General features: G+C 46.6%; 24 protein-coding genes. 17 read left to right on the forward strand and 7 right to left on the reverse strand.

What is annotated here, in order from left to right:
- The first annotated feature begins 127 nt into the window (after window positions 1-127).
- Together LEPBO_RS0109520 and LEPBO_RS0109525 are read left to right on the forward strand one after the other, a co-directional pair.
- Window positions 128-1,450, forward strand: a complete 1,323-nt coding sequence (locus tag LEPBO_RS0109520; protein ID WP_017287328.1) for a hemolysin family protein — start codon at window positions 128-130, stop codon at window positions 1,448-1,450.
- A gap of 50 nt (window positions 1,451-1,500) precedes the next feature.
- Window positions 1,501-1,719 carry an addiction module protein gene (locus LEPBO_RS0109525; RefSeq protein WP_017287329.1) on the forward strand — a complete coding sequence of 73 codons (219 nt, stop codon included), beginning with the start codon at window positions 1,501-1,503 and terminating at the stop codon, window positions 1,717-1,719.
- An 87-nt stretch (window positions 1,720-1,806) separates the two neighbouring features.
- Here LEPBO_RS0109525 and LEPBO_RS0109535 read toward each other — a convergent pair whose 3' ends face one another.
- Together LEPBO_RS0109535 and LEPBO_RS0109540 are read right to left on the reverse strand one after the other, a co-directional pair.
- Window positions 1,807-3,063 (reverse strand): glutamate-5-semialdehyde dehydrogenase, encoded by a 1,257-nt coding sequence (locus LEPBO_RS0109535; protein ID WP_017287331.1) that lies wholly within the window; start codon window positions 3,061-3,063, stop codon window positions 1,807-1,809.
- Window positions 3,064-3,068: 5 nt separating this feature from the next.
- Complete coding sequence (locus tag LEPBO_RS0109540; RefSeq protein ID WP_199323888.1) at window positions 3,069-3,503, reverse strand: hypothetical protein; 435 nt, start codon at window positions 3,501-3,503, stop codon at window positions 3,069-3,071.
- Window positions 3,504-3,677: 174 nt separating this feature from the next.
- On the opposite strand from LEPBO_RS0109540, the gene LEPBO_RS0109545 reads away from it, so the two are divergent.
- Window positions 3,678-4,040, forward strand: a complete 363-nt coding sequence (locus LEPBO_RS0109545; protein ID WP_017287333.1) for a translation initiation factor — start codon at window positions 3,678-3,680, stop codon at window positions 4,038-4,040.
- Window position 4,041: 1 nt separating this feature from the next.
- On the opposite strand, the gene LEPBO_RS0109550 is transcribed toward LEPBO_RS0109545, so the two are convergent.
- The gene (locus LEPBO_RS0109550; RefSeq protein ID WP_144056177.1) at window positions 4,042-4,401 is read right to left on the reverse strand and encodes a tetratricopeptide repeat protein; all 360 of its coding nucleotides are present in this window, start codon (window positions 4,399-4,401) and stop codon (window positions 4,042-4,044) included.
- Between the two features lie 26 nt (window positions 4,402-4,427).
- Between LEPBO_RS0109550 and LEPBO_RS36635 the strand changes: the two genes are divergently transcribed.
- Both LEPBO_RS36635 and LEPBO_RS0109560 read left to right on the forward strand, forming a co-directional pair.
- Window positions 4,428-5,153 (forward strand): DUF4126 domain-containing protein, encoded by a 726-nt coding sequence (locus LEPBO_RS36635; protein WP_197693278.1) that lies wholly within the window; start codon window positions 4,428-4,430, stop codon window positions 5,151-5,153.
- Between the two features lie 218 nt (window positions 5,154-5,371).
- A complete protein-coding gene (locus tag LEPBO_RS0109560) occupies window positions 5,372-6,424 on the forward strand; it encodes a hypothetical protein (protein ID WP_017287336.1) in 1,053 nt (350 codons plus the stop codon).
- A 92-nt stretch (window positions 6,425-6,516) separates the two neighbouring features.
- Here the strand turns inward: LEPBO_RS0109560 and LEPBO_RS0109565 are convergent, their stop codons facing one another.
- Both LEPBO_RS0109565 and LEPBO_RS0109570 read right to left on the reverse strand, forming a co-directional pair.
- Window positions 6,517-7,275, reverse strand: a complete 759-nt coding sequence (locus LEPBO_RS0109565; RefSeq protein ID WP_197693277.1) for a lipase family protein — start codon at window positions 7,273-7,275, stop codon at window positions 6,517-6,519.
- Between the two features lie 145 nt (window positions 7,276-7,420).
- Complete coding sequence (locus LEPBO_RS0109570; RefSeq protein ID WP_017287338.1) at window positions 7,421-8,746, reverse strand: aromatic ring-hydroxylating dioxygenase subunit alpha; 1,326 nt, start codon at window positions 8,744-8,746, stop codon at window positions 7,421-7,423.
- Between the two features lie 277 nt (window positions 8,747-9,023).
- Here LEPBO_RS0109570 and LEPBO_RS36640 point away from each other — a divergent pair, with 277 nt between their 5' ends.
- The 5 genes from LEPBO_RS36640 (at window position 9,024) to LEPBO_RS0109595 (ending at window position 13,496) form a co-directional block, all read left to right on the forward strand.
- A complete protein-coding gene (locus tag LEPBO_RS36640; RefSeq protein WP_017287339.1) occupies window positions 9,024-10,172 on the forward strand; it encodes a hypothetical protein in 1,149 nt (382 codons plus the stop codon).
- A 214-nt stretch (window positions 10,173-10,386) separates the two neighbouring features.
- Window positions 10,387-10,761: a cupin domain-containing protein gene (locus LEPBO_RS0109580; protein WP_017287340.1), complete on the forward strand. Its 375-nt coding sequence runs from the start codon at window positions 10,387-10,389 to the stop codon at window positions 10,759-10,761.
- A 22-nt stretch (window positions 10,762-10,783) separates the two neighbouring features.
- Window positions 10,784-11,980: a chromate efflux transporter gene (chrA, locus tag LEPBO_RS0109585; protein WP_017287341.1), complete on the forward strand. Its 1,197-nt coding sequence runs from the start codon at window positions 10,784-10,786 to the stop codon at window positions 11,978-11,980.
- A gap of 38 nt (window positions 11,981-12,018) precedes the next feature.
- Window positions 12,019-12,492 carry a peptide-methionine (S)-S-oxide reductase MsrA gene (msrA, locus tag LEPBO_RS0109590; protein WP_017287342.1) on the forward strand — a complete coding sequence of 158 codons (474 nt, stop codon included), beginning with the start codon at window positions 12,019-12,021 and terminating at the stop codon, window positions 12,490-12,492.
- Window positions 12,489-13,496 carry a VOC family protein gene (locus tag LEPBO_RS0109595; RefSeq protein WP_017287343.1) on the forward strand — a complete coding sequence of 336 codons (1,008 nt, stop codon included), beginning with the start codon at window positions 12,489-12,491 and terminating at the stop codon, window positions 13,494-13,496. Before msrA ends, LEPBO_RS0109595 begins: the two co-directional genes overlap by 4 nt.
- A 128-nt stretch (window positions 13,497-13,624) precedes the next feature.
- On the opposite strand, the gene LEPBO_RS0109600 is transcribed toward LEPBO_RS0109595, so the two are convergent.
- Entirely contained in the window at window positions 13,625-14,428 is an 804-nt protein-coding gene (locus LEPBO_RS0109600; RefSeq protein WP_017287344.1) for a DUF1838 domain-containing protein, read from the reverse strand.
- On the opposite strand from LEPBO_RS0109600, the gene LEPBO_RS42835 reads away from it, so the two are divergent.
- The 7 genes from LEPBO_RS42835 to LEPBO_RS0109635 all read left to right on the forward strand — a co-directional run bounded on the left by LEPBO_RS42835 (window position 14,427) and on the right by LEPBO_RS0109635 (window position 20,372).
- On the forward strand, window positions 14,427-14,564 hold the full coding sequence (locus tag LEPBO_RS42835; protein ID WP_017287345.1) for a hypothetical protein: 138 nt from the start codon (window positions 14,427-14,429) through the stop codon (window positions 14,562-14,564). The two genes, LEPBO_RS0109600 and LEPBO_RS42835, sit on opposite strands and share 2 nt — an antisense overlap.
- Window positions 14,554-15,591: a nitrilase-related carbon-nitrogen hydrolase gene (locus LEPBO_RS0109610; RefSeq protein WP_017287346.1), complete on the forward strand. Its 1,038-nt coding sequence runs from the start codon at window positions 14,554-14,556 to the stop codon at window positions 15,589-15,591. The genes LEPBO_RS42835 and LEPBO_RS0109610 overlap by 11 nt, the downstream gene beginning before the upstream one ends.
- Window positions 15,592-15,594: 3 nt before the next feature.
- Window positions 15,595-16,992, forward strand: coding sequence for an aldehyde dehydrogenase family protein (locus LEPBO_RS0109615; protein WP_017287347.1), 1,398 nt, complete (start codon window positions 15,595-15,597; stop codon window positions 16,990-16,992).
- Between the two features lie 9 nt (window positions 16,993-17,001).
- The gene (locus tag LEPBO_RS0109620) at window positions 17,002-17,457 is read left to right on the forward strand and encodes a DUF3598 family protein (RefSeq protein WP_017287348.1); all 456 of its coding nucleotides are present in this window, start codon (window positions 17,002-17,004) and stop codon (window positions 17,455-17,457) included.
- 27 nt (window positions 17,458-17,484) lie between these two features.
- Complete coding sequence (locus LEPBO_RS0109625) at window positions 17,485-18,303, forward strand: alpha/beta fold hydrolase (protein WP_017287349.1); 819 nt, start codon at window positions 17,485-17,487, stop codon at window positions 18,301-18,303.
- 46 nt (window positions 18,304-18,349) lie between these two features.
- Window positions 18,350-19,300 carry a beta-keto acid cleavage family enzyme gene (locus LEPBO_RS0109630; protein ID WP_017287350.1) on the forward strand — a complete coding sequence of 317 codons (951 nt, stop codon included), beginning with the start codon at window positions 18,350-18,352 and terminating at the stop codon, window positions 19,298-19,300.
- 64 nt (window positions 19,301-19,364) lie between these two features.
- On the forward strand, window positions 19,365-20,372 hold the full coding sequence (locus LEPBO_RS0109635; RefSeq protein ID WP_026148527.1) for a zinc-binding dehydrogenase: 1,008 nt from the start codon (window positions 19,365-19,367) through the stop codon (window positions 20,370-20,372).
- Here the strand turns inward: LEPBO_RS0109635 and LEPBO_RS0109640 are convergent.
- Entirely contained in the window at window positions 20,369-20,803 is a 435-nt protein-coding gene (locus LEPBO_RS0109640; RefSeq protein WP_017287352.1) for a RidA family protein, read from the reverse strand. The two genes, LEPBO_RS0109635 and LEPBO_RS0109640, sit on opposite strands and share 4 nt — an antisense overlap.
- Window positions 20,804-20,825: the final 22 nt, after the last annotated feature.

Raw genomic sequence — 20,825 nt, forward strand, 5'->3', positions numbered from 1 at the left:
CTGAAATGAGTCTTTACATTGTATCGAATCCCGTTTCTGCTGGTTGGCAGAAGATCTCTCGCCTCAATGAACTCACCATTCAGGGATACACTAATACGGTCGGATTTAAGCTTTTTCAAATTCCCCGATGAATTCGTTCACTACAGATTTACTGATTATTTTGTTACTGACGCTAGCAAATGGGCTATTTGTCATGTCCGAGTTAGCGATCGTCTCGGCTCGCAAAATCCGACTTCAGCAAAACGCCAATCAAGGTGATACCCGAGCTAGAGCCGCACTCCGCTTGGCTGAAGAACCGAACAATTTTTTAGCGATCGTTCAAGTCGGGATCACGTTGATTGGGATTGCATCGGGTGCATTTGGGGAACAGGCATTAACAAAACAATTAGAACCGTTTTTCAGTTCAATTCCATTTTTACGTGGGTATAGTCAGCCGCTTTCTTTCGGGATTGCAATTCTGACTTTGACGTATTTAACGCTGATTGTCGGGGAATTAGTTCCCAAACGCGTCGCGCTGAATTCACCGGAGCAGATTGCATCCTGGGCAGCCGTCCCCATGAGTCTGATGGCAAAAGCTGCGGCTCCGATCGTCTACCTGCTCAGTGCTTCAACGAATGTCGCAGTTCGATTTTTGGGAATTCGCCCCTCGGATGATCCGCCCGTCACTGAGGAAGAAATCCGCGTCATGATCGAGCAGGGAACTGAAGCCGGGATGTTCGAGCAGGCAGAGGAGGACATCATGAAACGGGTGTTTCGATTGGGCGATCGTCGAGTCAGTTCGCTGATGACACCTCGATTAGAAATCACCTGGATTGATTTAGAAGATTCCGAAGATGAAATTCGCCGCCAAATGATGGAAAGCGCTCATTCAAGATTTCCAGTCTGTCAGGGTGGACTCGACAATTTGCTGGGTATTGTCCAGACCTATGATCTGCTCGTTAAAACCATGTATGGTCAATCTCTGGATGTTCGCACTTCGCTGCAACCTCCCGTGTTTGTGCCAGAAAGTACTCGCGCACTGAAAGTGTTGGAATTATTTAAGCAAACCGGAACTCAAATCGCATTTGTAGTCGATGAGTATGGCGTGATTCAGGGCTTAGTGACGTTGACGGATGTTCTACAAGCGATCGTCGGTGACATTCCCACCGTTGAAGAGTTGGCAGAACCTCAAGCGATTCAGCGCGAGGATGGAACTTGGTTACTTGATGGCATGTTACCGATTTACCAATTTAAGGAAATTCTCCATATTGAAGATCAGGAATTGCCGGGAGAGCAACGGGGGAGCTATCAGACTTTAGGCGGATTTGTGGTGATGTATTTAGGAAAAATTCCCACTGCTGCTGATCATTTTGAGTGGGAAACCCTGCGCTTTGAAGTCATGGATATGGATGGAAATCGAGTAGATAAGGTGCTCGTTGGGGAAGTACATCCAGGAACTACGACATCTTGAGGTTTCGCAAGTTTTGCAGTACAACAAAGATATTGAATCGAGCGATCCCCATGATTAATACTGAACATGCAGACTTGCTCAAACTCAGTCCTTCTGAACGTCTCTTGTTAGTGCAAGATCTGTGGGACAGCATAGAAGCAGAAGATATTCCTCTCACAGATTGGCAGAAAGACGAACTGGATCGTAGAAAAGCAGCTTATCAAGCCGATCCTTCTACAGGTCGTTCGTGGGAGGACGTGAAACGGCGCATTATTGAGAAACATGGCTAAAAGGATTACGCTCACTCCTGAAGCGGAGGACGATATCGACCAAGGATATTTTTGGTACGAAAGTAGAAAGATTGGATTAGGCTTACACTAGCTTCCAACGCCTTGCACAATATGTTTCACGGTCGTTAAGGTTTCTAGTCCAATCAATCCGCGTCGATGTCCTTTCTGATTGGACATGCCGAGAAAGATTGCATCGCCTCGCTTCGGATTGCGATAAAACCGAGGCGACGTATTGATATAAGTTGAAGCACTATTTACCCCGAGGGCAAACTGCCGACTCTCCTGATAAGATTCGCTGACTAAACAATCGGCATGACCACTACTGTAGTGATTGATCAAATCGATCGCGCTAGTCAAGCCATCTACCATTCTAAAGCTGACAATACGATCGAGATAAGCCTGTCCCCATTCGACATCTTCTGTTAGTCGCAAGCCTGGAAATTGTTCGACTAAATTCACATCACCTCGAATCTCAAATCCTTTCTCGCGCAAGCTATCCCACAGCATCACGAGAGACGAAAAATTTTGCTGTCGATGAATTAAAACTTTCTCGATCGCATTGACCGGATCAGGCTCACTCAAATGGCTATCGACGATCATCGATCGCGCCAGATCCAAACTGCCCGACGGCGACCAATATAAATAACAATTGCCCATTGCCGATCGTAAAACTGGAGCCGTTGCCTGTCTTACGACTTGTTGCACTAAGCTCGGTCTTCCGTAAGGAATGATCAGATTGAGATAGCGATCTTGACTGATCAAATCCCGAATCGGCGTACTTTCGACCGGAAGCAGTTGCACACTCTCGATCGGGAGTCCTTCATCTTCTAAAGCCTGTGCCAGCGTTTCAGCAATTACACTATTCGAGTGACTCGCCTCATTTCCACCTCGCAGCACCAGACAATTTGCTGTTTTGATACACAATCCAGCCGCGATCGCACTGAGTTCTGGAAACGCTTCATAAATCAGGGCGACGACTCCAAGCGGCATCAACTGCGAATAAGTCTGAGCACGATCGACTTGAAAATTGGCAGGCATCACCCGCCCGATCGGATCTGGCAACTCACTCAGGCGATTGAGAATTTGCACTGTATTTTGAATCCGCTCCGGAGTTAATTTCAGCCATTCCAGCAGCAAGTCTGAAATCGCCATCTCTCGACTAATTTCGAGATCGAGCGTATTCGCCTCCAAAATATCCATTTGGCGACGACACAACGCTTGCGCCATTGCCTGCACTGCCCGACTCCGGTTCACACCACTTGTCGCCGCTAAAGCCAGCGAAGTTGTATGAGCCGATCGCAGCGTTGAAATCGGGTCAAATGCTCCCAGAGAATCCGTTGTCATTGGGCTTACCGCCGATAGGCTAACCAAACCATTAAGGCGGGCAGCACGGCTAACACCAGCGCTACGATCGCCCACAACATAATACTGGCTCCGGACGGCGAATGAAGCGCAACGGGTAGCCAAATACTCAACAGCACTAGGAGAATACCGAGTGCTAGGGGTAAATAACTGTCTCCAAGTCCAGGCTGGACAATATTCCACTGGTGACCTGTCCAACGCCACGATCGCTTGTAAGGATAGCTGGTCGCGAGCTGTTCGATCACGTAGCCGTTTTCTTCGAGGACGAAGATCTGCTGACAGCGATCACAGCCAAATGCGTCAGTTAGCGCGATCGGGACAAGGCGACCGCGACGGCGGCACGGACAGGGATAATCCGTACTGAGTTCGATCTTTTGGTGCTTCTGGGTCTGCACGAGTAATAGAAGTTTTTTTAAATTCAAGTTGATCGGTATCTTTGCGGCGGGATAATTTCCACTGCACCCAGTCACATCCTAAACTTGAGCAGTATACTCAACTTCTGAAGGTGACGATGATCGAAATTCTATCATTTTCACTCTAGAGACACAGACTCTTTAAGATTGACATTACGATTGCTCTGTAACATTTATTCATTTATGGCGAAGAAACCCACCGATCGCAACGGTTCCGGCACAGGCAAGCAGGATCGCATTGTTTACTCTGAGTTTGGCAATTCAGAGGAGGTGTTCGAGCGGGCGGTTCCCGATTTGCCTCCGAATCAGCAAAATCTTCGGGTGCAGGTGTCACGCAAAGGTCGTGGGGGGAAAACGGTGACAGTGATCTCTGGGTTCCAAAGCAAGCCGGAAACGCTGAGCGATTTGGCGAAGAAATTAAAAGCGCAGTGTGGAACTGGGGGATCAGTGAAAGAGAACACGATCGAGATTCAAGGGGATCATGCTCAGAAGTTAGTACAACTCTTAACAGGACTCGGATATAAGGCAAAAATTAGCGGCGGTTAGTTTACGTAAAGATCAGTTGCTGCTTGATGCCGATCGAGGCTCGCGCGTGGAGATAAACCGGATCGGGTTTGTGCTGAATGGCGCGATCGTAAGACGCGATCGCGTTGCCATAGGCTGCCATTTCAGTTAGCATGGCTCCCCGATTGAACCAGGCTGCATGATAGTCAGGCTTTAGAAAGACCGCTTGATCGTAATCTCTCAATGCCTCGGCATAGCGCTTTAATCCGGAGAGTGCATTCCCTCGATAGTTCCAAGCCGTCGCACAGGTTGGATCGGCTTGAATCGCTTGATCGAAATGGGCGATCGCTGTTAGAAATTCACCCTGCTGACAACATTCGCATCCTTGTTCTAGGCGGTTCATTTTTTTACTCCATAGGCTCACTTGAATTGTCGAAGCAAACTGCGTTGCTGTCCGGGTGGGATTTCTCACCAGAATTGAGCCGGATTTACGACTGCAATATTGACGAGTGCGATCTACATTTAAGAGTTAAAGCCCTTGAGGAAAATGCTGTGGATTTGACTCTTCATACGGTGATTGAATTGCTTCTGGGCATCAGTTTGAGTGCAGCGGCAGGATTTCGCGTCTTTGTGCCACTGCTAGCGCTGAGTGCGTTCTCGGTTTTGGGACACTACGATTTGCCGAGTAATTTTGATTGGATTGAGAATCAGCAGGCATTGACGTTATTCGCGATCGCAACCGTTCTCGAAATTATTGGCTACTCCATTCCTTGGTTTGACCATGCACTTGATGTTTTAGCTACTCCAGCCGCAATGATTGTCGGCACGATTGTGGCAGCATCGGTTTCGCCAGATATGAATCCGTTAATTCAATGGACGTTAGCGATCGTTGCTGGAGGCGGAACAGCAGGAATTACGAAGCTATTCACAAATCTGCTGCGCGGAACTTCAACAGCAGCTTCAGGAGGTTTGACGAATCCGATTTTTGCAGCGATTGAACTTGTGATTGCGACTGCATTGTCGGTTTTGGCTTTTACAGTTCCAGCGCTAGCAGGACTATTGGTGATTGGATTATTCGGATTTGGAATTTCTCGGATTACACAGCTTGTCATGCGCTGGCGGACTCGCGATCGAGGAGCAAGTCCAGCGAAATAGAGTCTCCCACTCCCCACTCCCCACTCCCCACCAAATTTCTAGTAGCCCAACCATTTACGGAACCTACTCTTCTGCTCGTGTGTCTTTACTTATGCAATCTCCATCAGTTTAGGAAAAATTGAGATTCCTGTTTTTAGAGGATGCCGTTTGTCAGTAAATGACCCTTGACAGTTCGACAACGCCATCTCGCTAAACTCTAACGCTACAGACACCCGAAAATGACAAACTTAAAATTGTTTTCTTTGGTTGGCACGGCTCTGACTTTAGTAAGTTGTGCCGTTATAAATTCTTCGCCGCGCGCAGTCTCTCAACCTTCGGCACAACCTGTGCAAGATAATCTCATTGGGCTTTTCATGCTCAAACGTAACAATCTCAATCAACAGTATCGAGGAGAAATTTATCCGATCGCACAATACAGGAACGGACGCTACACCGATGCTAGCCTCGACGTAACTCCAGAAGTTCGAGAAGATTCAAAAGAAGCAGAGATCGTTCAGCGCAATGCGGCAAACAGTGTGCTCAATACGAATCCGACTTTCACGATCGCGAATCCAGGTTATGCCCTGGGCAAATTCAGCGTCGATCGACTGGGAGTAGGTCAATTTGCTTGTTCTGCGGTTTTAGTTGGACGAGGAAAGCTTGCGGGACAGTCAGATCTCAACCTCGCATTTAATCAGCTTCCTCGCGCTAGCCAAAGAACCTCAAGTGGTGTCTTCAATGGTCAAGAATTTGATGAAACTTGGCGTTCCGCGATCGCTGCAAAAGTAACGACTCCGGCTACAACAGTTCGCCCAACTCGTGCCCAACTCGATCAATATCGCAAAGATTTAATTCGGATTGGGACAAACGAAATCGCCAAGAACCCACAGGCAAAATCAGTTCAAGGAACAGTCACACTCGTTGAACTCCGAGTGTTTGATCTCAATGGCGATGGGCAGCCAGAAGTGTTTGGAAAGTTAAGGAAAGCTCCGGCACGAGGGGTTCAACCCAACCGAGATCGACCAACTGTTAGCTCAATCTATGCCAATGTTTGGTTAGGCTATGGCGCGTCTCAACCGCAACTTCTTTCATCTCAGGCTGTTCCTTACTTTGTGCCTGCTATCGAGGCTGGACGAATCTATGAAATTGTCGGCACGATCGATGCAAATGGAGATGGTCAACAAGAAGTACTGATTCAGAACAATGGGTATGAAGCCATTACTTTCAGCCTTTACGAATTACAAGGAAACCAGTTGAAATCGGTGTTCACGGGCGGAGGCTATGGTTGCTAAACCCCGCTTTAGACTTGCATTGTAATCTCAACCTTCTTCATCGAACTGAATTGAAAAGCCAGCTTATCACTGGCTTTTGCTGTTTCATCTCTCTATTTCACCAACTGTTTGAGCACGTTGATGTAGCAGTCGATCGCGTGATCTTTGAACCGTTGGCTAATAAAGTTTAGACTGAAGCGTTTGCCAATCCGAATTTCCTTATCGACTGATTTATAACCTTGCCACCATCGCGGTAGCTCTGGCACGAGATCCATTCCATGAACAATTCGATAGGTATTCGGAACCCGCTCATTGTAGGAATCTCGAAATCCACCATTTCCCACTGCGGGTGAACCGTAAGTATAAGATTCGACCGTAATCTTTGCTGAAAAATTGTATTGCAGATCGACGGCACACAATGTTGCCAATGCTCCCCCTAAACTATGCCCAGTCGTAACCACATTCGTGACTTCACTCGTCCTAATGTAATCATGAATTTGATTGCGAACGGCAAAGTAAGCCGCTACAAACCCGCTATGCATCTGCGCGTTTGAACTATTCTTCGTTGCATAAGGATAGGTTTTCTCTTTAGGTTCGACAATTAACTCCTGAATCACATTTTGATCAAACTGGGCGCGCTCTAATCGTGTAGTAAAATCAGTTTCCCAATCCTGAGACGAATCACTACCTCGAAAGACGATCGTGGCAGATGTTCCTTCGGTGAGAATGGCGCACTGCGTATCTGTTTTCGCTTCGCTGATCAAGACTGGAGTGAGAGTGATGCCGTCAAAACGAACTGTGTCAAAGTTTTCGTAGACTTTTTTACAGAAGAGAGCACACTTTGCGGCTTTTGAGTAGTCGATCGACATCATGACCCCTGGAATTATGGATATTATTGGTCAATACTGACTACCATAAGCACTCAGCAATTTCCAAACGATCGACGTAAATCTATACGTCTTAATCTTTGACAATCCTCGATCTCTGATTGGAACTCAAGCCCAAAATCTTGCAAGCTCATTTCTGTGCATGAATATAATCTACAAAGTAAAACTTCGGACGAAGCCAAAACTTTAGTCCACCATAAATGCCTAGTCCCAAAACTGCGATCGCAATGCCGGGTAGACCGAGTTTCAATCGGAGCGCATCTGGCAAAAGTGCAACGATCGCGACTGTGAGCGCAAAGTAAATTAAGAGTGCTATCTGTAAGCGATCGATCGTTAAGAGTGCTTTACGACAGCTACTACAATGCTGTGTGTGTTGTTGATAGCGATCGAGAACCTGCTCACGATGATCATTCCAGCGCGGTTGTGCTTCGAGTCCAACTTCGCTCCACGGCAGGTGTCCTTGGCAATATTGATCGAACCAGTTGCGAAACTCAATGACTAAACGATCTGCGCTCGTCGGTAACTTATAGGCAGTTTTCCAACTTTCGGTGCGCGTTTTTTGATGCAAAAAATACTCTTGCTGCTGAAGTAAAATCATATCTCCATCTAGCACCTGATTGCGCGTCTGGATATGTTCCCACCAGCGCGGCGTAAATCGATGCAGGGCTTGTGCAAAGTTGCGCGGGAACTGAGCGACAATTCTCGATTTTCCTGGAGACACAGGAATGCAATAGGTCACGAGTCCCACTTGCTTGCCGCTATCCCCAAACTGAATGGCATACTCTAAACGGCAAGGAGGCTCAAACGTAATTGTTGCAGGAAATCGCCCTGAAGCAGTTGCTTCAATCCGTTCGGGTGTCGATTGCACAATTTTAATGGGCATTGGGGCGGCTTTATTGCGATCGCCTTGGACTCCGTGATGTGCAAAAGGCACATGACTCGGATCAGTGACATTTTCGACTAAGGTCTGCCAGTCGTATTCTAGATCGCGCACGAAAGAAGACCAGACAAAGCCTTTACTTGCATCGATCTGAGGCGATAAAGGCAACGGAGTTTGTGCAGCTTGCTCAGGAGATGCTGGATCGAGCCAAACCCAAAGTAACTCTTGCTGCTGTTGCACCGGAAACGCGATCGCGCATAAATTATCTTGATTTTTACTGACTAATTCTGGATTGTCCGCTTGGGGAATCTGAGTACAAACGCCTCGCGAGTCAAATTGCCAGCCGTGGTAGCTACACATCAAATTTCCCGTTTTTTCGTCAATTCGCCCTTCGCTGAGTGGAGCAAGACGGTGAGGACACTGATCTAAGAATACTTGAAACGTCTCAGCAGACTTCGGTTTCCAGATGACTAGCCGTAATCCTAGTACGGTGACTGCGGTAGGTTGATTGATCTCTAGATCTTCAATAGGAGTAAGCGGATACCAGTGCTGAAAGAAGTTAAATTGAGGTTTCATCTATTTTGATCTGAATCGTTGAACTGAAAGAGCGATGATGTCTCACAATGAGATCTCATTGTGAGACATCATCGCTTTTGGCAACTATCCTACCTCTAACTCTACCTCTGATGTTCTGTGTTGTGCTTTAATGGTGGCTTGAATTGGGTGCTGGATTGTGAAGGTAGTAGTTCCAGACAAACTTTTTTAGAAACGCTTGAGTTTTGAACAAGTGAGTTCATTCTCTTTGGTTCCAAGGGTGTGATCCAAGTCGGAATGTCATTGATTTTTAAGCAATATGAAAACATCCACGATTTTTTTAAGCTCGCGGCTAAGTATTGTGCTTGCCGCTGGACTTGTGCTTGGTTTATCTACAGTAGCTAGAGCGCAGAAACAGCCAGCGATCGACGAATCCTTTGCCCGTGCTGCTCTGATTGTGAAAGTGTTTGATCAGTTGTCTACTCAATGTGCAGCAGGGCGGAGTTTTAATGCTAGTGAATCCGCATCTATCGCTGCTTGGGAAAAGGGACAAAATGTGACTGCGCTTCGGACTCAAATTCAGGGGCTATCCGCGGATATGCAGCGCCAACTGGACAAAGGAGCTTCAATTTTGCTCACTGCTCTGACTCAGAAACAGCCCAATGCTGATCCCTGTAATCTTGCTGTATCGGTTACACGGCTTGCTTCACCCACAGTCGCAACCGCAGGTTCACCATCGACGAACAATACCAAGCCACAGCAGATCACAAATTCTGGGTCTAGAACGACGAATCGTTCAAGCAATCCAACAGCGATGTCGTCTAAATCTGACTCTGATGTTTCCAAGGTAGTTGCGACGATCGACTCTTTTGGTTTCAATATGCGAACCATTATGGGCGTTGGTGGATTCTTGACGCAGGATATCTATCCGGTTGTGCTGTTTCGGAATGGCGAAGCGCTCACCGATGTGAAAGGTTTGATGTATGCGGGTGGCCTGGATGCCTATCGACGCGCCCATCCTGAAGATTGGACGCAGTGGCAGCGCAGCGGCGGACGGGTGCAATTAAAAACTGCTAAAGGATGGAAGGCACTCCCTTTTCCCACGACTTATCAATCTTTACCGAGTCAGTTTCGCTTAAATGGAACCTATCGATCTCTTTCCGGGACGGGCAACGTCGCGATCGGTGGAAGTGCTTCTGTGGCAGCGTGGCGTGCTTACACGTTTTTTCCAGATGGTCGAATTGTACGAGGTAATGGTGCGGGTTCATCCGCATCAAGTGGGGGCAGTAGTGTGGTCACATCCTCGGTCGCACCGAACCAACGGGGACGGTACCAAATCGATGGGTTAGTCTTGCGGATTAACTATGACGATGGGACGACAGAAAACCGCATCATTATTACCGATCCCAAAGACCCCAAGAGTGCGATTTGGCTGAATGGCACGGGTTATGTTAGACGCGGTAAATAAGTCGTTCTCGTTTGCATCTCGCCCCGCATTGAAAATACGGGTCTAACTGTGCGAAGTAGGTTGAAACCCACTGAATTCGGGGCGAGATAGAACGGAGCGAGAGAACTTGCCGAACTGGTGTTGAATTATGCTCATCTACTTGGAGTGTCGATCGCGCAATCCACGTTTAGTTTAGATTAAGGAAACTAACGCTTGATTGAGAGGTGGGCAGATCATGTTGATCCGAAAATTGAATGAGTGTGAAGAATTTTTTGCAGGAGATCAAACGATCCTATGTGAGCTTTTACACCCCGATAAGCAACCGATCAATCTGCGCTACAGTCTCGCTCATGCAATTTTGCCTGTCGGTGCAACTTCACTTCCGCATTCACTCACGACTTCTGAGGTTTACTACATTCTGAGCGGCACAGGAGAAATGTCGATCGATAACGAATTGCAAATGATTGAGCCTGGAGATGCAGTCTATATTCCGCCGAATGCGGTTCAATTCCTTCGCAATACTGGAACCGAAGCGATCGTATTTATCTGTATCGTTGATCCGGCTTGGAGAAAAGAAGATGAAACTGTATTTTCAGAGACTATATCCTGAGTCTTATTACAGAATTTAGGTTATGTCTTCCTCATTACATTCTGCTCGACTGATCGAACTTGCGCACCTCTTTCTGAAACTTGGCACAATTGGCTTTGGTGGCCCAAATGCCCACATTGCCATGATGGAAGAGGAAGTCGTCGTGAAGCGACAATGGCTCAGGCGCGAAGAGTTCCTCGATCTGATTGGGGCGACTAACTTGATTCCAGGTCCCAATTCGACTGAGATTGCTATTCATGTTGGGTATCTCTATGCAGGTTGGTTAGGGCTGATCGTAGCAGGGGTGTGTTTTATTCTGCCTGCGGTGCTGATTACGCTCGGATTTGCCTGGGCTTATGTTGCGTTGGGTGCGCTGCCACAGCTTGCTTTTTTGCTCTATGGCATTAAGCCTGCGGTACTTGCGATCGTCGTTGATGCCCTGTGGCGATTGGGCAAGAAAGCAGTGAAGAATCGCATATTATTTGCGATCGCGCTGATCGTGATTTTGCTCGTCTGGTTCGCTCGTGTGAGTGAAATTGTCGCTTTGCTGCTCGGTGGTTTTCTAGGAATGCTCTGGCTGAAAACACCGCACGATCGATCAAACGAGCAGGCGAATTTATTGATCACAGGGTTGACGCTTACATCGGCTCTGAAAGCAACGGCAGCAGTCGGGCTGACTACCGTTCCATTCTCACTCTGGCAATTAGGCTGGACATTTCTGAAGATTGGAAGTGTGTTGTTTGGGGGTGGATATGTCTTAATTGCCTTTATTCAAGGATCGTTTGTTGACAATTTGGGTTGGTTAACTCAGCAGCAATTGTTTGATGCGATCGCAATTGGTCAATTTACACCAGGTCCAATTCTTTCGACAGCAACATTCATTGGCTATGTAATCGGAGGAATTCCTGGGGCGATTGTTTCGACGATCGGAATTTTCTTACCGTCGTTTGTGTTCGTGGTGCTGCTGAATCCTGTGATTCCGCTCTTACGTCGTTCTGAATGGGCTTCGGCATTCTTAGATGCAGTGAATGTCAGTGCGGTCGGATTAATGGTTGTCGTAACGGTGCAACTCGCGATCGCAACGCTTGGAAAATCGTCAGCTCCATTTATCGATGTTTTAGCAACTATGATCGCACTCATGAGTGCCTTGCTTGCGATTCGATTTCGAGTCAGTGCCGTCTGGTTGGTACTTGGTGGAGCCGCGATCGCTTGGGCTGCTTCTTGGTTAGGGTATCTATAGAATGCGATTCTAGATGTAGAGCGTTTCAGAGAGATGATATGGAAAAAGCAACGTTTGGAGCAGGATGTTTTTGGGGGGTAGAAGCCGCATTTCGTAAGATTTCGGGCGTGAAATCTACTTCTGTTGGGTATATGGGTGGACATTTCGAGAATCCTTGCTATCTGGATGTGCTCTCGCGAATTACTGGACATGCGGAAGTCTGCCAAGTTGAATATGATCCGGCACAGGTCAGTTATGAGGCTTTACTGGATGTGTTTTGGCGAATTCATGATCCAACGAGCTTAAATCGACAAGGTGCAGATCGAGGCGATCAGTATCGTTCTGTGATTTTTTATCACACCTCAGAACAAGCCGCGATCGCGCGCCAATCTAAGCTGGCTTTAGATCGTTCAAACCGCTATGACAAGCCAATTGTGACTGAAATTCAACCTGCTGCTGATTATTGGTTAGCGACAGAGGATCATCAACAGTATTTTGAGAAACAAGCCGCACAGAGAGAAGTAGCAACATGATTACAGGCATTTACGATGTGTGCATTGGAGTTTCTGATATCGATAGCGCGATCGCGTATTGGCAGCAGTTTGGCTACAGTGTGGATCAAACAGGTAGCCTTTCAGCCGAGAGCGCTCAACGGTTATATCAATCAAATTCTGCTTTGCATTCAGTGCGACTGACGCATCAAACGGCGGATCATGGTTTGATCCGACTCATGCAGTGGGAGCATCCCCGAAATGAAGGCTTAGGGCTGGCATCAATGCGAGTCAGAGGTAATCGTTGGGCAACGACGATGACAGCAGATGTGCTAACGATTCTCAATCAGGCAGAAGAAGCCGATCGCGCAGGATTTCCAATTCGTTACACAATGCCGTATTGGGAGATCATTTACAACAAAGATCGCAAGATGCGCCCGTTTCTAGACGATACGATCGGGGTTCGTGAAGCCCTACTATTGCAGCCTTTGACGCGACAGGTTTTATTTCAACGCTTTGGGTATAGTGTGCCAAACTATGGGCAGATCAATGAACAATCTGCATTCAAAGCCAGCCAAGTCACTCACATGGGCATGATTGTTCAGGATGATAGCAAGGAAACCATCCAGTTTTACGAAGATGTTTTGGGATTGTTGCGAGTGCGGGACGATGTAGAAACGTTCTATGAGTTTTCAGAGGCGGGGCGCGTGTTTTTTGATTTGCAACCCGGCGAGAAGTTTATTGTGACTGCATTTGATGATCCGCGATCGTCTGCGACAGATTGGCAAGCCGCGCGGTCTGGACGATTGTACATTGTGAGATTTCCAGAAGCATCTGTAGTCCCAGAGCAGTTTGAGAAGGCACAACCTGGATGTTTAGGAATGTCCTTATATACCTATCGAGTTGGGGAGGTTGAGGAATATCGCGATCGCATTCAGGCAAGTTCTGCTCGAAATGTGACTGAAATTTGTTTGGATGAATTTGGCGATCGTAGCTTTTCTTTTACTGCTCCTGATGGTTACTTCTGGACATTAATCGAGAGTTAAGAGGATGTTTGCAACGTATCGTTCATCGCCTTCACCCGCCCCCGGAATAGAACGGAGCGAGGAAATTCTTGATACGTTTCAAACACCCTCATGAAGACAAGAAAAGAACCCCTACTCCCCACTCCCCGCTAAGCCGCCGGAATCGGAAAAGTCTCCCCCGCCAGATAAGCATCAAAATGCTTCTCAAAGTAAAGCCAAGAAGTCATATCTTCCGTATCTAGCTGATCTGCTGGAGCATCTCGATACAGTGGCATTCGCGTATTAATCTCATCTTGAAGCAACTGAGGCAACTGCTCAAAGCCATCGACTTTCTTACCCGTAGCACTGTAGATTAAGTATCCAGCGCGATCGCCCATTTTCATCCAAGGTAACCAAGGCCCAATGCGATCCCAACTCAGCCAGAGCTTAGAAATCGAGAGGACTTGGTCATCAAATAGCTCATCTGTCGGAATCATAAACTTAAACAACTCCGCAGCTTGGTAATCGGGATTGGGGAAGTACTCGGCAAACTTTGGATCAGCAAGGGGACTGGGATAAGCCGGAAAGATATCAAACGATAGAGTTGTCGTTTCATCATCGACTTGGGCAGGAAACTGTCCTTTGAAAAGTCCTTGAATCGGATTGTTTGCAACATGCATGACGGGCAGAACTTCCTCAGTCCAGGGATTTTTCCAAGTTTCGAGCTTCTCACCTGTCTGTGGGTCTAAGTAGTACGTTAATTCTCTAGAGGTGAACTTCCAACTATTCTCCTCAGTGGGAAGACAACGACTCACGCTCATTCCGACCATTTTGAACAAGCGCTGTCGCTTTTCACCAGGGATAAACGAGTGAATCGAACCTGTCCAGATTAAGAAATTCGATTGCGTCGGGTCGAGCGACGATCGCACTTTTACCCAATGTTTGGCATCGAGAAGCTGAGTTGAAACTGACATGTCAGGATTCCCCCATGTTGCACTGCCTGAATTATATTGGCGTTTCTCTCAAGTTTTACAACGCAAGTCGGTGAGAATCGTTGTATCGATGCTAGAATTCACGCGCAATCCTCAGCAGCAGCACTATGATGATTGACCATGAGCTTGCTTATCAAGCATTAGCACTTCAGGTAACCTGTCATGCGATTAATCAAAGCCGCGATCGACAAGAAGCCCGATCGCGAATTCAAAGTGCGATCGCGCGGTTAGAACCTCAAATTGCTGCAAGCCTTGCATTTATTGGGTCGAGATGTCGCTTAATTGTTTTGCCAGAATATTTCCTCACTGGGTTTCCACTGGGCGAATCTCTGGAAGATTGGGCAGAAAAAGCTTGTTTGGAAATGGCAGGTGCAGAGTACGAAGCTTTAGGCAAAATCGCTCAAACTCATCGAATTTTCTTAGCCGGAAATGCTTACGAAGTCGATCCACATTTCCCAGGCTTATATTTTCAAACTTGCTTTGTGTTAGACCCGAGTGGCTCAGTTGTTTTGCGCTATCGCCGCTTGAATTCACTGTTTGCGCCTACTCCTCACGATGTGTGGGATCGTTATCTTGATCAGTATGGATTAGAGGGTGTGTTTCCCGTCGCTCAAACCGAAATTGGCAATCTTGCAGCAGTCGCATCAGATGAGATTTTGTTTCCAGAAGTGTCGCGCTGTTTGGCAATGCGTGGGGCGGAAGTGTTGCTCCATCCGACTTCTGAAATTTATGGTCAAGCCCGTGCGCCGAAAGAAGCAGCAAAGATTAGCCGCGCTGTAGAAAATATGATGTATGTAATTTCAGCAAATACTGCCGGAATTGCAGATAGTCCGATTCCCATTTCATCTGTCGATGGCGGGTCTAAAGTTGTCGATTATCGGGGCTTAGTACTCGCAGAAACCGGGGCGGGTGAGAGTATGGCAGCTTTTGCAGAAGTCGATTTAACTGCTTTGCGCCGCTATCGTCGGCAGCCTGGATTGGGAAATTTACTATCGCGTCAACGGTTTGATGCTTATGTGGAGAGCTATCAGAATGCAGAGTTCTATCCTAAGAATACAATGGCAAATGGCGCGATCGAGCGTAAGCATTTTATTCAAACTCAGTTAGCAACGATCGAACGTTTAGCGAAGCGGGGAGTGATTTGAACCATGTCAAGCATTCCGGTTCGTAATCCTCGCACAGGAGAGATCGATTACTGGATTACTCCTCCAAAGCTTTCTGAGGAGTGCGATCGCTTACGAATGGCTCAACCTGTTTGGGCTGAAAGCTTAGAACAGCGAATCAGTGCACTCCAGCAGTGGCAACAAGCGATTCAAACTCATCGCGAAGCTTTACTAACCGCATTAGTTGCAGATACAGGTCGATTCGGTGTTTCAGTGCTAGAGATTGATTCTGTACTATCGAGTCTCGATCGCTGGTGTAAGCTAGCTCCAGAACTGTTACAAGAAATCGAGAAACCTACTGCAATTCCATTCATTCATCTCAAACAAGATTCTGTTCCTTATCCACTGGTCGGTGTGATCAGTCCGTGGAATTTTCCATTTTTACTAGCAATGATTGATACGATTCCAGCCTTACTTGCTGGATGTGCTGTGATTGTAAAACCGAGTGAGATTGCACCTCGATTCATTCAACCCTTGTTAAAAACGTTGGATGAAGTTCCGAAACTGCGCGAGATATTTACTGTTATTGAAGGAGCGGGAGAAACGGGAGCGGCTTTAATCGAGCAGGTTGATTTAGTGTGCTTTACAGGGAGTGTGAAAACTGGGCGAATCGTTGCGGAGGCGGCAGCAAAGCAATTTATTCCTGCTTTTTTAGAATTGGGCGGAAAAGACCCTGCGATCGTTCTAAAATCCGCAGATTTAGATCTCGCAACTTCTGCAATTTTATGGGGTTCAGTGGTTAATACAGGACAGTCTTGTTTGTCGATCGAGCGAATTTATGTGGATCAATCGATCGCTGAACCTTTTACAGAACAGCTCGTTTCTAAAGCAAAACAACTCAAACTTGCCTATCCAACTGTGAATAGTGGCGAAATTGGGCCAATGATTGCCGAGCGCCAAGCCGCAATTATTTCAGATCAATTACAAGATGCGATCGACAAAGGTGCGATCGTTCAATGTGGCGGAAAAGTTGAAAATCTAGCAGGCGGATGGTGGTGCTATCCAACAGTGCTCACGAATGTAGATCACAGCATGAAAATCATGACTGAAGAAACATTCGGAGCAATCATGCCGATTATGCCTTTTACAACTGTAGAGGAAGCGGTGCAATTGGCAAACGATACTATCTATGGGCTAAGTGCAGCCGTATTTGCAGGGTCAGAAACAGAAGCATTATCTGTAGGCGATCGCATTCAAGCAGGTGCAATTAGCATTAACGACGCAGCCTTGACCGCTTTGATTCACGAAGGAGAGAAGAATGCGTTTAACTATTCTGGTATGGGCGGATCGCGCATGGGTTCTGCTGCTTTGAAGCGATTTATGCGCAAGAAAGCGTATTTGATCAAAACAAAACCTGTTACTGACCCTTGGTGGTTTCAATAGGAGGACACAATGGAAAATATTCGAGAAGAAATGCCTGTTTTAGCTCGACATGAAGGGGATTGGGTGGGAACCTATACCTTGATCGATTGCGACGGGAATGTGCTCGATCGTCATCGATCGCATTTGACTTGTTCATTTCCAACCGACGATCCGACGAAGTACTATCAAATCAATCGCTACACTTGGGACAATGGTAAGCAAGAAGAGCATCAGTTTCCAGGAGCTTACTGTGATAAAAAGCTCTGGTTTGATACTGAGCGCATTAAAGGTCATGCTTGGGAAGTAGACGATTCAACTGTGATTCTGTGGTTTGCTTACAAATCGGTTCCAGATTTCTACCTCTATGAAATGATTCAGATTAGTCCCTGTAACAATCATCGTGCGCGAACTTGGCATTGGTTCAAGCAGGACAAAATCTATCAACGGACTTTGATTCAAGAAGAACGGCTTAACTCAACTATTTAGCAACTATTTAGCGACTGTATCAGAATTATGGTTTCTCGAATTAAACGTGCTTTTCTCGATACTGAAGATGGTCAAATTCATTACCGCGTTGGTGGTGAAGGAAAGCCGCTGTTACTCCTCCATATGAATCCTCGTAGTAGTGATGAATATCGCGAATTAATGCCGATATTCGTTCAACAGGGAAGACAAGTCATCGCGATGGATTTGATGGGATTTGGTGATTCAGATAAGCCACCTCGGTTATATTCCGTGACGGACTATGCTAAAACTGCGATCGCACTGCTTGACGAACTTGGCATCGAGAAAACGGATGTTTTAGGCAATCACACAGGCGCATTTGTTTCTGGTGAAATTGCAGTAGCGTATCCTGATCGCGTGAACAAACTAATTTTGGGCAATGTTGCAGGTTTTGGTGAAGCCGGAAAAGCAGAGCTAATGCGGCGATTTGAAGAAGGCTTTGTGATCAAAGACGATGGTTCTCATCTCATGGAACGTTGGCTTGCTCGCAGTCGCTACGTGGGTTCAGCCCAGTTAAATCACCGTTGGGTCTTAGATGATCTCAAGTGTTTCGGCTATCCGTTGTATGCAGTTTGGGCAGTGGGTAACTATTGCATTGATGCCGCCGAACGATTTCGATCGATTCAGTGCCCAACAATGATTTTGTGGGGCATTGATGATGTGCAAGAATTTGAGCATTTAGGATTGGCGCTTGCAAAAGATCGTTACTTCGTATCTCAAGCGATTCCCCACGGCAAAGTCGTTGAGATTCAAGGCGGCACAATTTGCATGATGAATCAGATTCCAGAACAAATCTCTAAGGTTGTCATTGAGTTTCTAAATGAATAGCAATCTCAAACGATAGCGATTGTCTTGAAAAATCAGGAGGAAGACCATGAACGGCAAACTACCGCTTATCATCGAGTGTCGCAGCAACGATACGGACTACCGTAAGGAGAATCCCAACTGCCCACACAGCCCACAGGAAATCGTTCGGGAAGCTGTTCGTGCTTGGGAAGCGGGAGCCTCAATCTTTCATTGGCATGGGCGAGATCCAGTTAGTGGTGCGTGGATTAGTGATGTTGACATTTATCTTGAAGCGATTCAGGGAATTCGAGAAAAGACTGATCTGATTATCAATCCCACGTTGAACTACGTTACCAAACAAAGTCATGTCAGCGATCGCGTCAAGCACATCCTAGCAGCAAAAAATAATCCAGCGTTGGGAATTGATATGGTTCCTTTAGAGTTTGGCTCCCTGAATATAGACTTCTGGAACCCACAGACAAAGCAATTTCAAACATACGATCAAGTCCATATTAGTTCTCGTGCTTACATGCAAGAAGTTCTAAAAATACTAAAAGAAAACGATATCTTTGTGAGTACAGTCTGTTGGGATGTGGGACAAATTCGTACAGCGCTCTGCTTTCGAGAAATGGGACTTCTCCCAGAGAATACGTTTTGGGAATTTGTATTCACAGGGGAAATCATGCCAAGTGGCATTCTGCCAACACTCTCCAATTTACAAGCGGTAGTAGATTCTATTCCCGCAGGTGAGCCTTGGTTGGTGATGTGCTGGAATGGGGACGTGATGCACTTAGCAGCCTGGGCAATCACACAGGGAGGTCATGTCGGCATTGGATTAGGGGATCATCCTTACACCCGCTTTGGCACACCGCACAATGGCGAGTTAGTCGAGAAGGTTGCACAGATGGCACATATCCTGGGTCGAGAAGTTGCAACGCCAGCACAGGCTCGCGAGATTCTCAAGATGCCGCCGCGAGATTCTGCAAGCCATCCAGGGAAACGCTCCTCTCTGGAGGATGAGGTAATAGAGGTAAGGTAGCAGATGATCGAATTGGCAGTGAAGGTGAGCATCTGCTTTTACTGCCCATGAACTCAACAGTAGAATGATGTCAAAAACTTACAAAAAACTGATTGCAACCCGATTGAGTGATGATTTTAGAAGTGCGATCGACATTCAAGAACTCCCCATTCCTACTCCAAATTCTGGCGAAATCCTGATTCGCAACAAATTTGCTGGCATCAATGCTGGATTCGATACATTACTATGCAAAGGCAATGTTCCTTACGTGAATCTCACTCCTCCATTTGATCTCGGTGTTGAAGCAGTTGGCGAAGTTGTAGAAATCGGGGAAGAGGTGAACACGATTCAAATTGGAGATGCCGTCGCGACCACTGTGCGAGGTGGTGGTTATCGCGAATACCAAGTGATTTCTGCACACCAAGCAATCAAAATTCGCGAAGCTATTCCTGAAGTTCTCACACTGATGCCTACTGGAATGTCAGCACTCGTTGCCCTCGAAGAAGTTGGAGAGATGAAAAGCAGGGAAACTGTCTTAGTAACAGCCGCAGCCGGAGGTGTCGGACATATTGCGGTGCAGCTTGCTAAACTTGCTGGAAATCATGTGATTGGGGTTTGTGGCTCTGAAGTAAAAGCAAAATTGTTGGAAAGTTTGGGATGCGATCGCATCATCAATTATCGAAACGAAACACTAGATACTGTTCTCCAACAAGAATATCCCAACGGAATTAATTTAGCTTTTGATTGCGTTGGAAAACAAACTTTCGATACCTGTGTGGAGCATTTAGCAGTTCGAGGGCGATTGGTTGTTGTTGGTTTTATTTCTGAGTATGCGAATGATTTAGAATCTGTGACTCAACCGCGAATTTATCAAAAATTGTTTTGGAAATCTGCTTCAGTGAGAGGTTTTTTGATGCCGCACTTTTCTGAATATGCAGAGGAAGCCCGCGATCGCTTACTCGATCTGTTTTACACAGGTAAGCTCAAGGTTGCGGTTGATCCTAGAGAATTTCATGGCATTGAGGCGATACCGGATGCCGTCGAGTATCTCCTCAGTGGTCAGAACTGCGGCAAGGTCGTCGTAAAATTCTAGGGCATCAGAACGGCTGTACATTTAATTTCTACAATTAACCCAGGAGTCGAAAGCGTTGTCACTCCAACTCCTGTCCAAGTGGGATAGGGATTCGTAAAATAGCGATCTTTCACCTGCATGAACAACGCGAGATAAGGAATTGTAAAAGGTTGTTGCTCTGATGCAGCATACAATTCTGGACTCGTCACATGGTAAGTTACCATTTCAACAACATGATCAAACGTTGCACCCGCAGCATCTAAGACTCTTCTGACATTTTCAAAAGTTTGAACAAATTGTGCTTCCGGTTCCGTTACGACTTGCATATTTTCATCTCGACCAACTTGTCCAGCGATATACAAAGTGTTACCAATTTTAATACCAGGACAATAATGATAGCGTTCGTATAACATTTCCATCCCTTTTGGGACAATGACTTCACGAGTTGCCATGATCAACCTCTAGAACAACGTT

Origin of the sequence: Leptolyngbya boryana PCC 6306, assembly GCF_000353285.1 — a bacterium.
In the GTDB taxonomy this organism is placed as follows: domain Bacteria; phylum Cyanobacteriota; class Cyanobacteriia; order Leptolyngbyales; family Leptolyngbyaceae; genus Leptolyngbya; species Leptolyngbya boryana.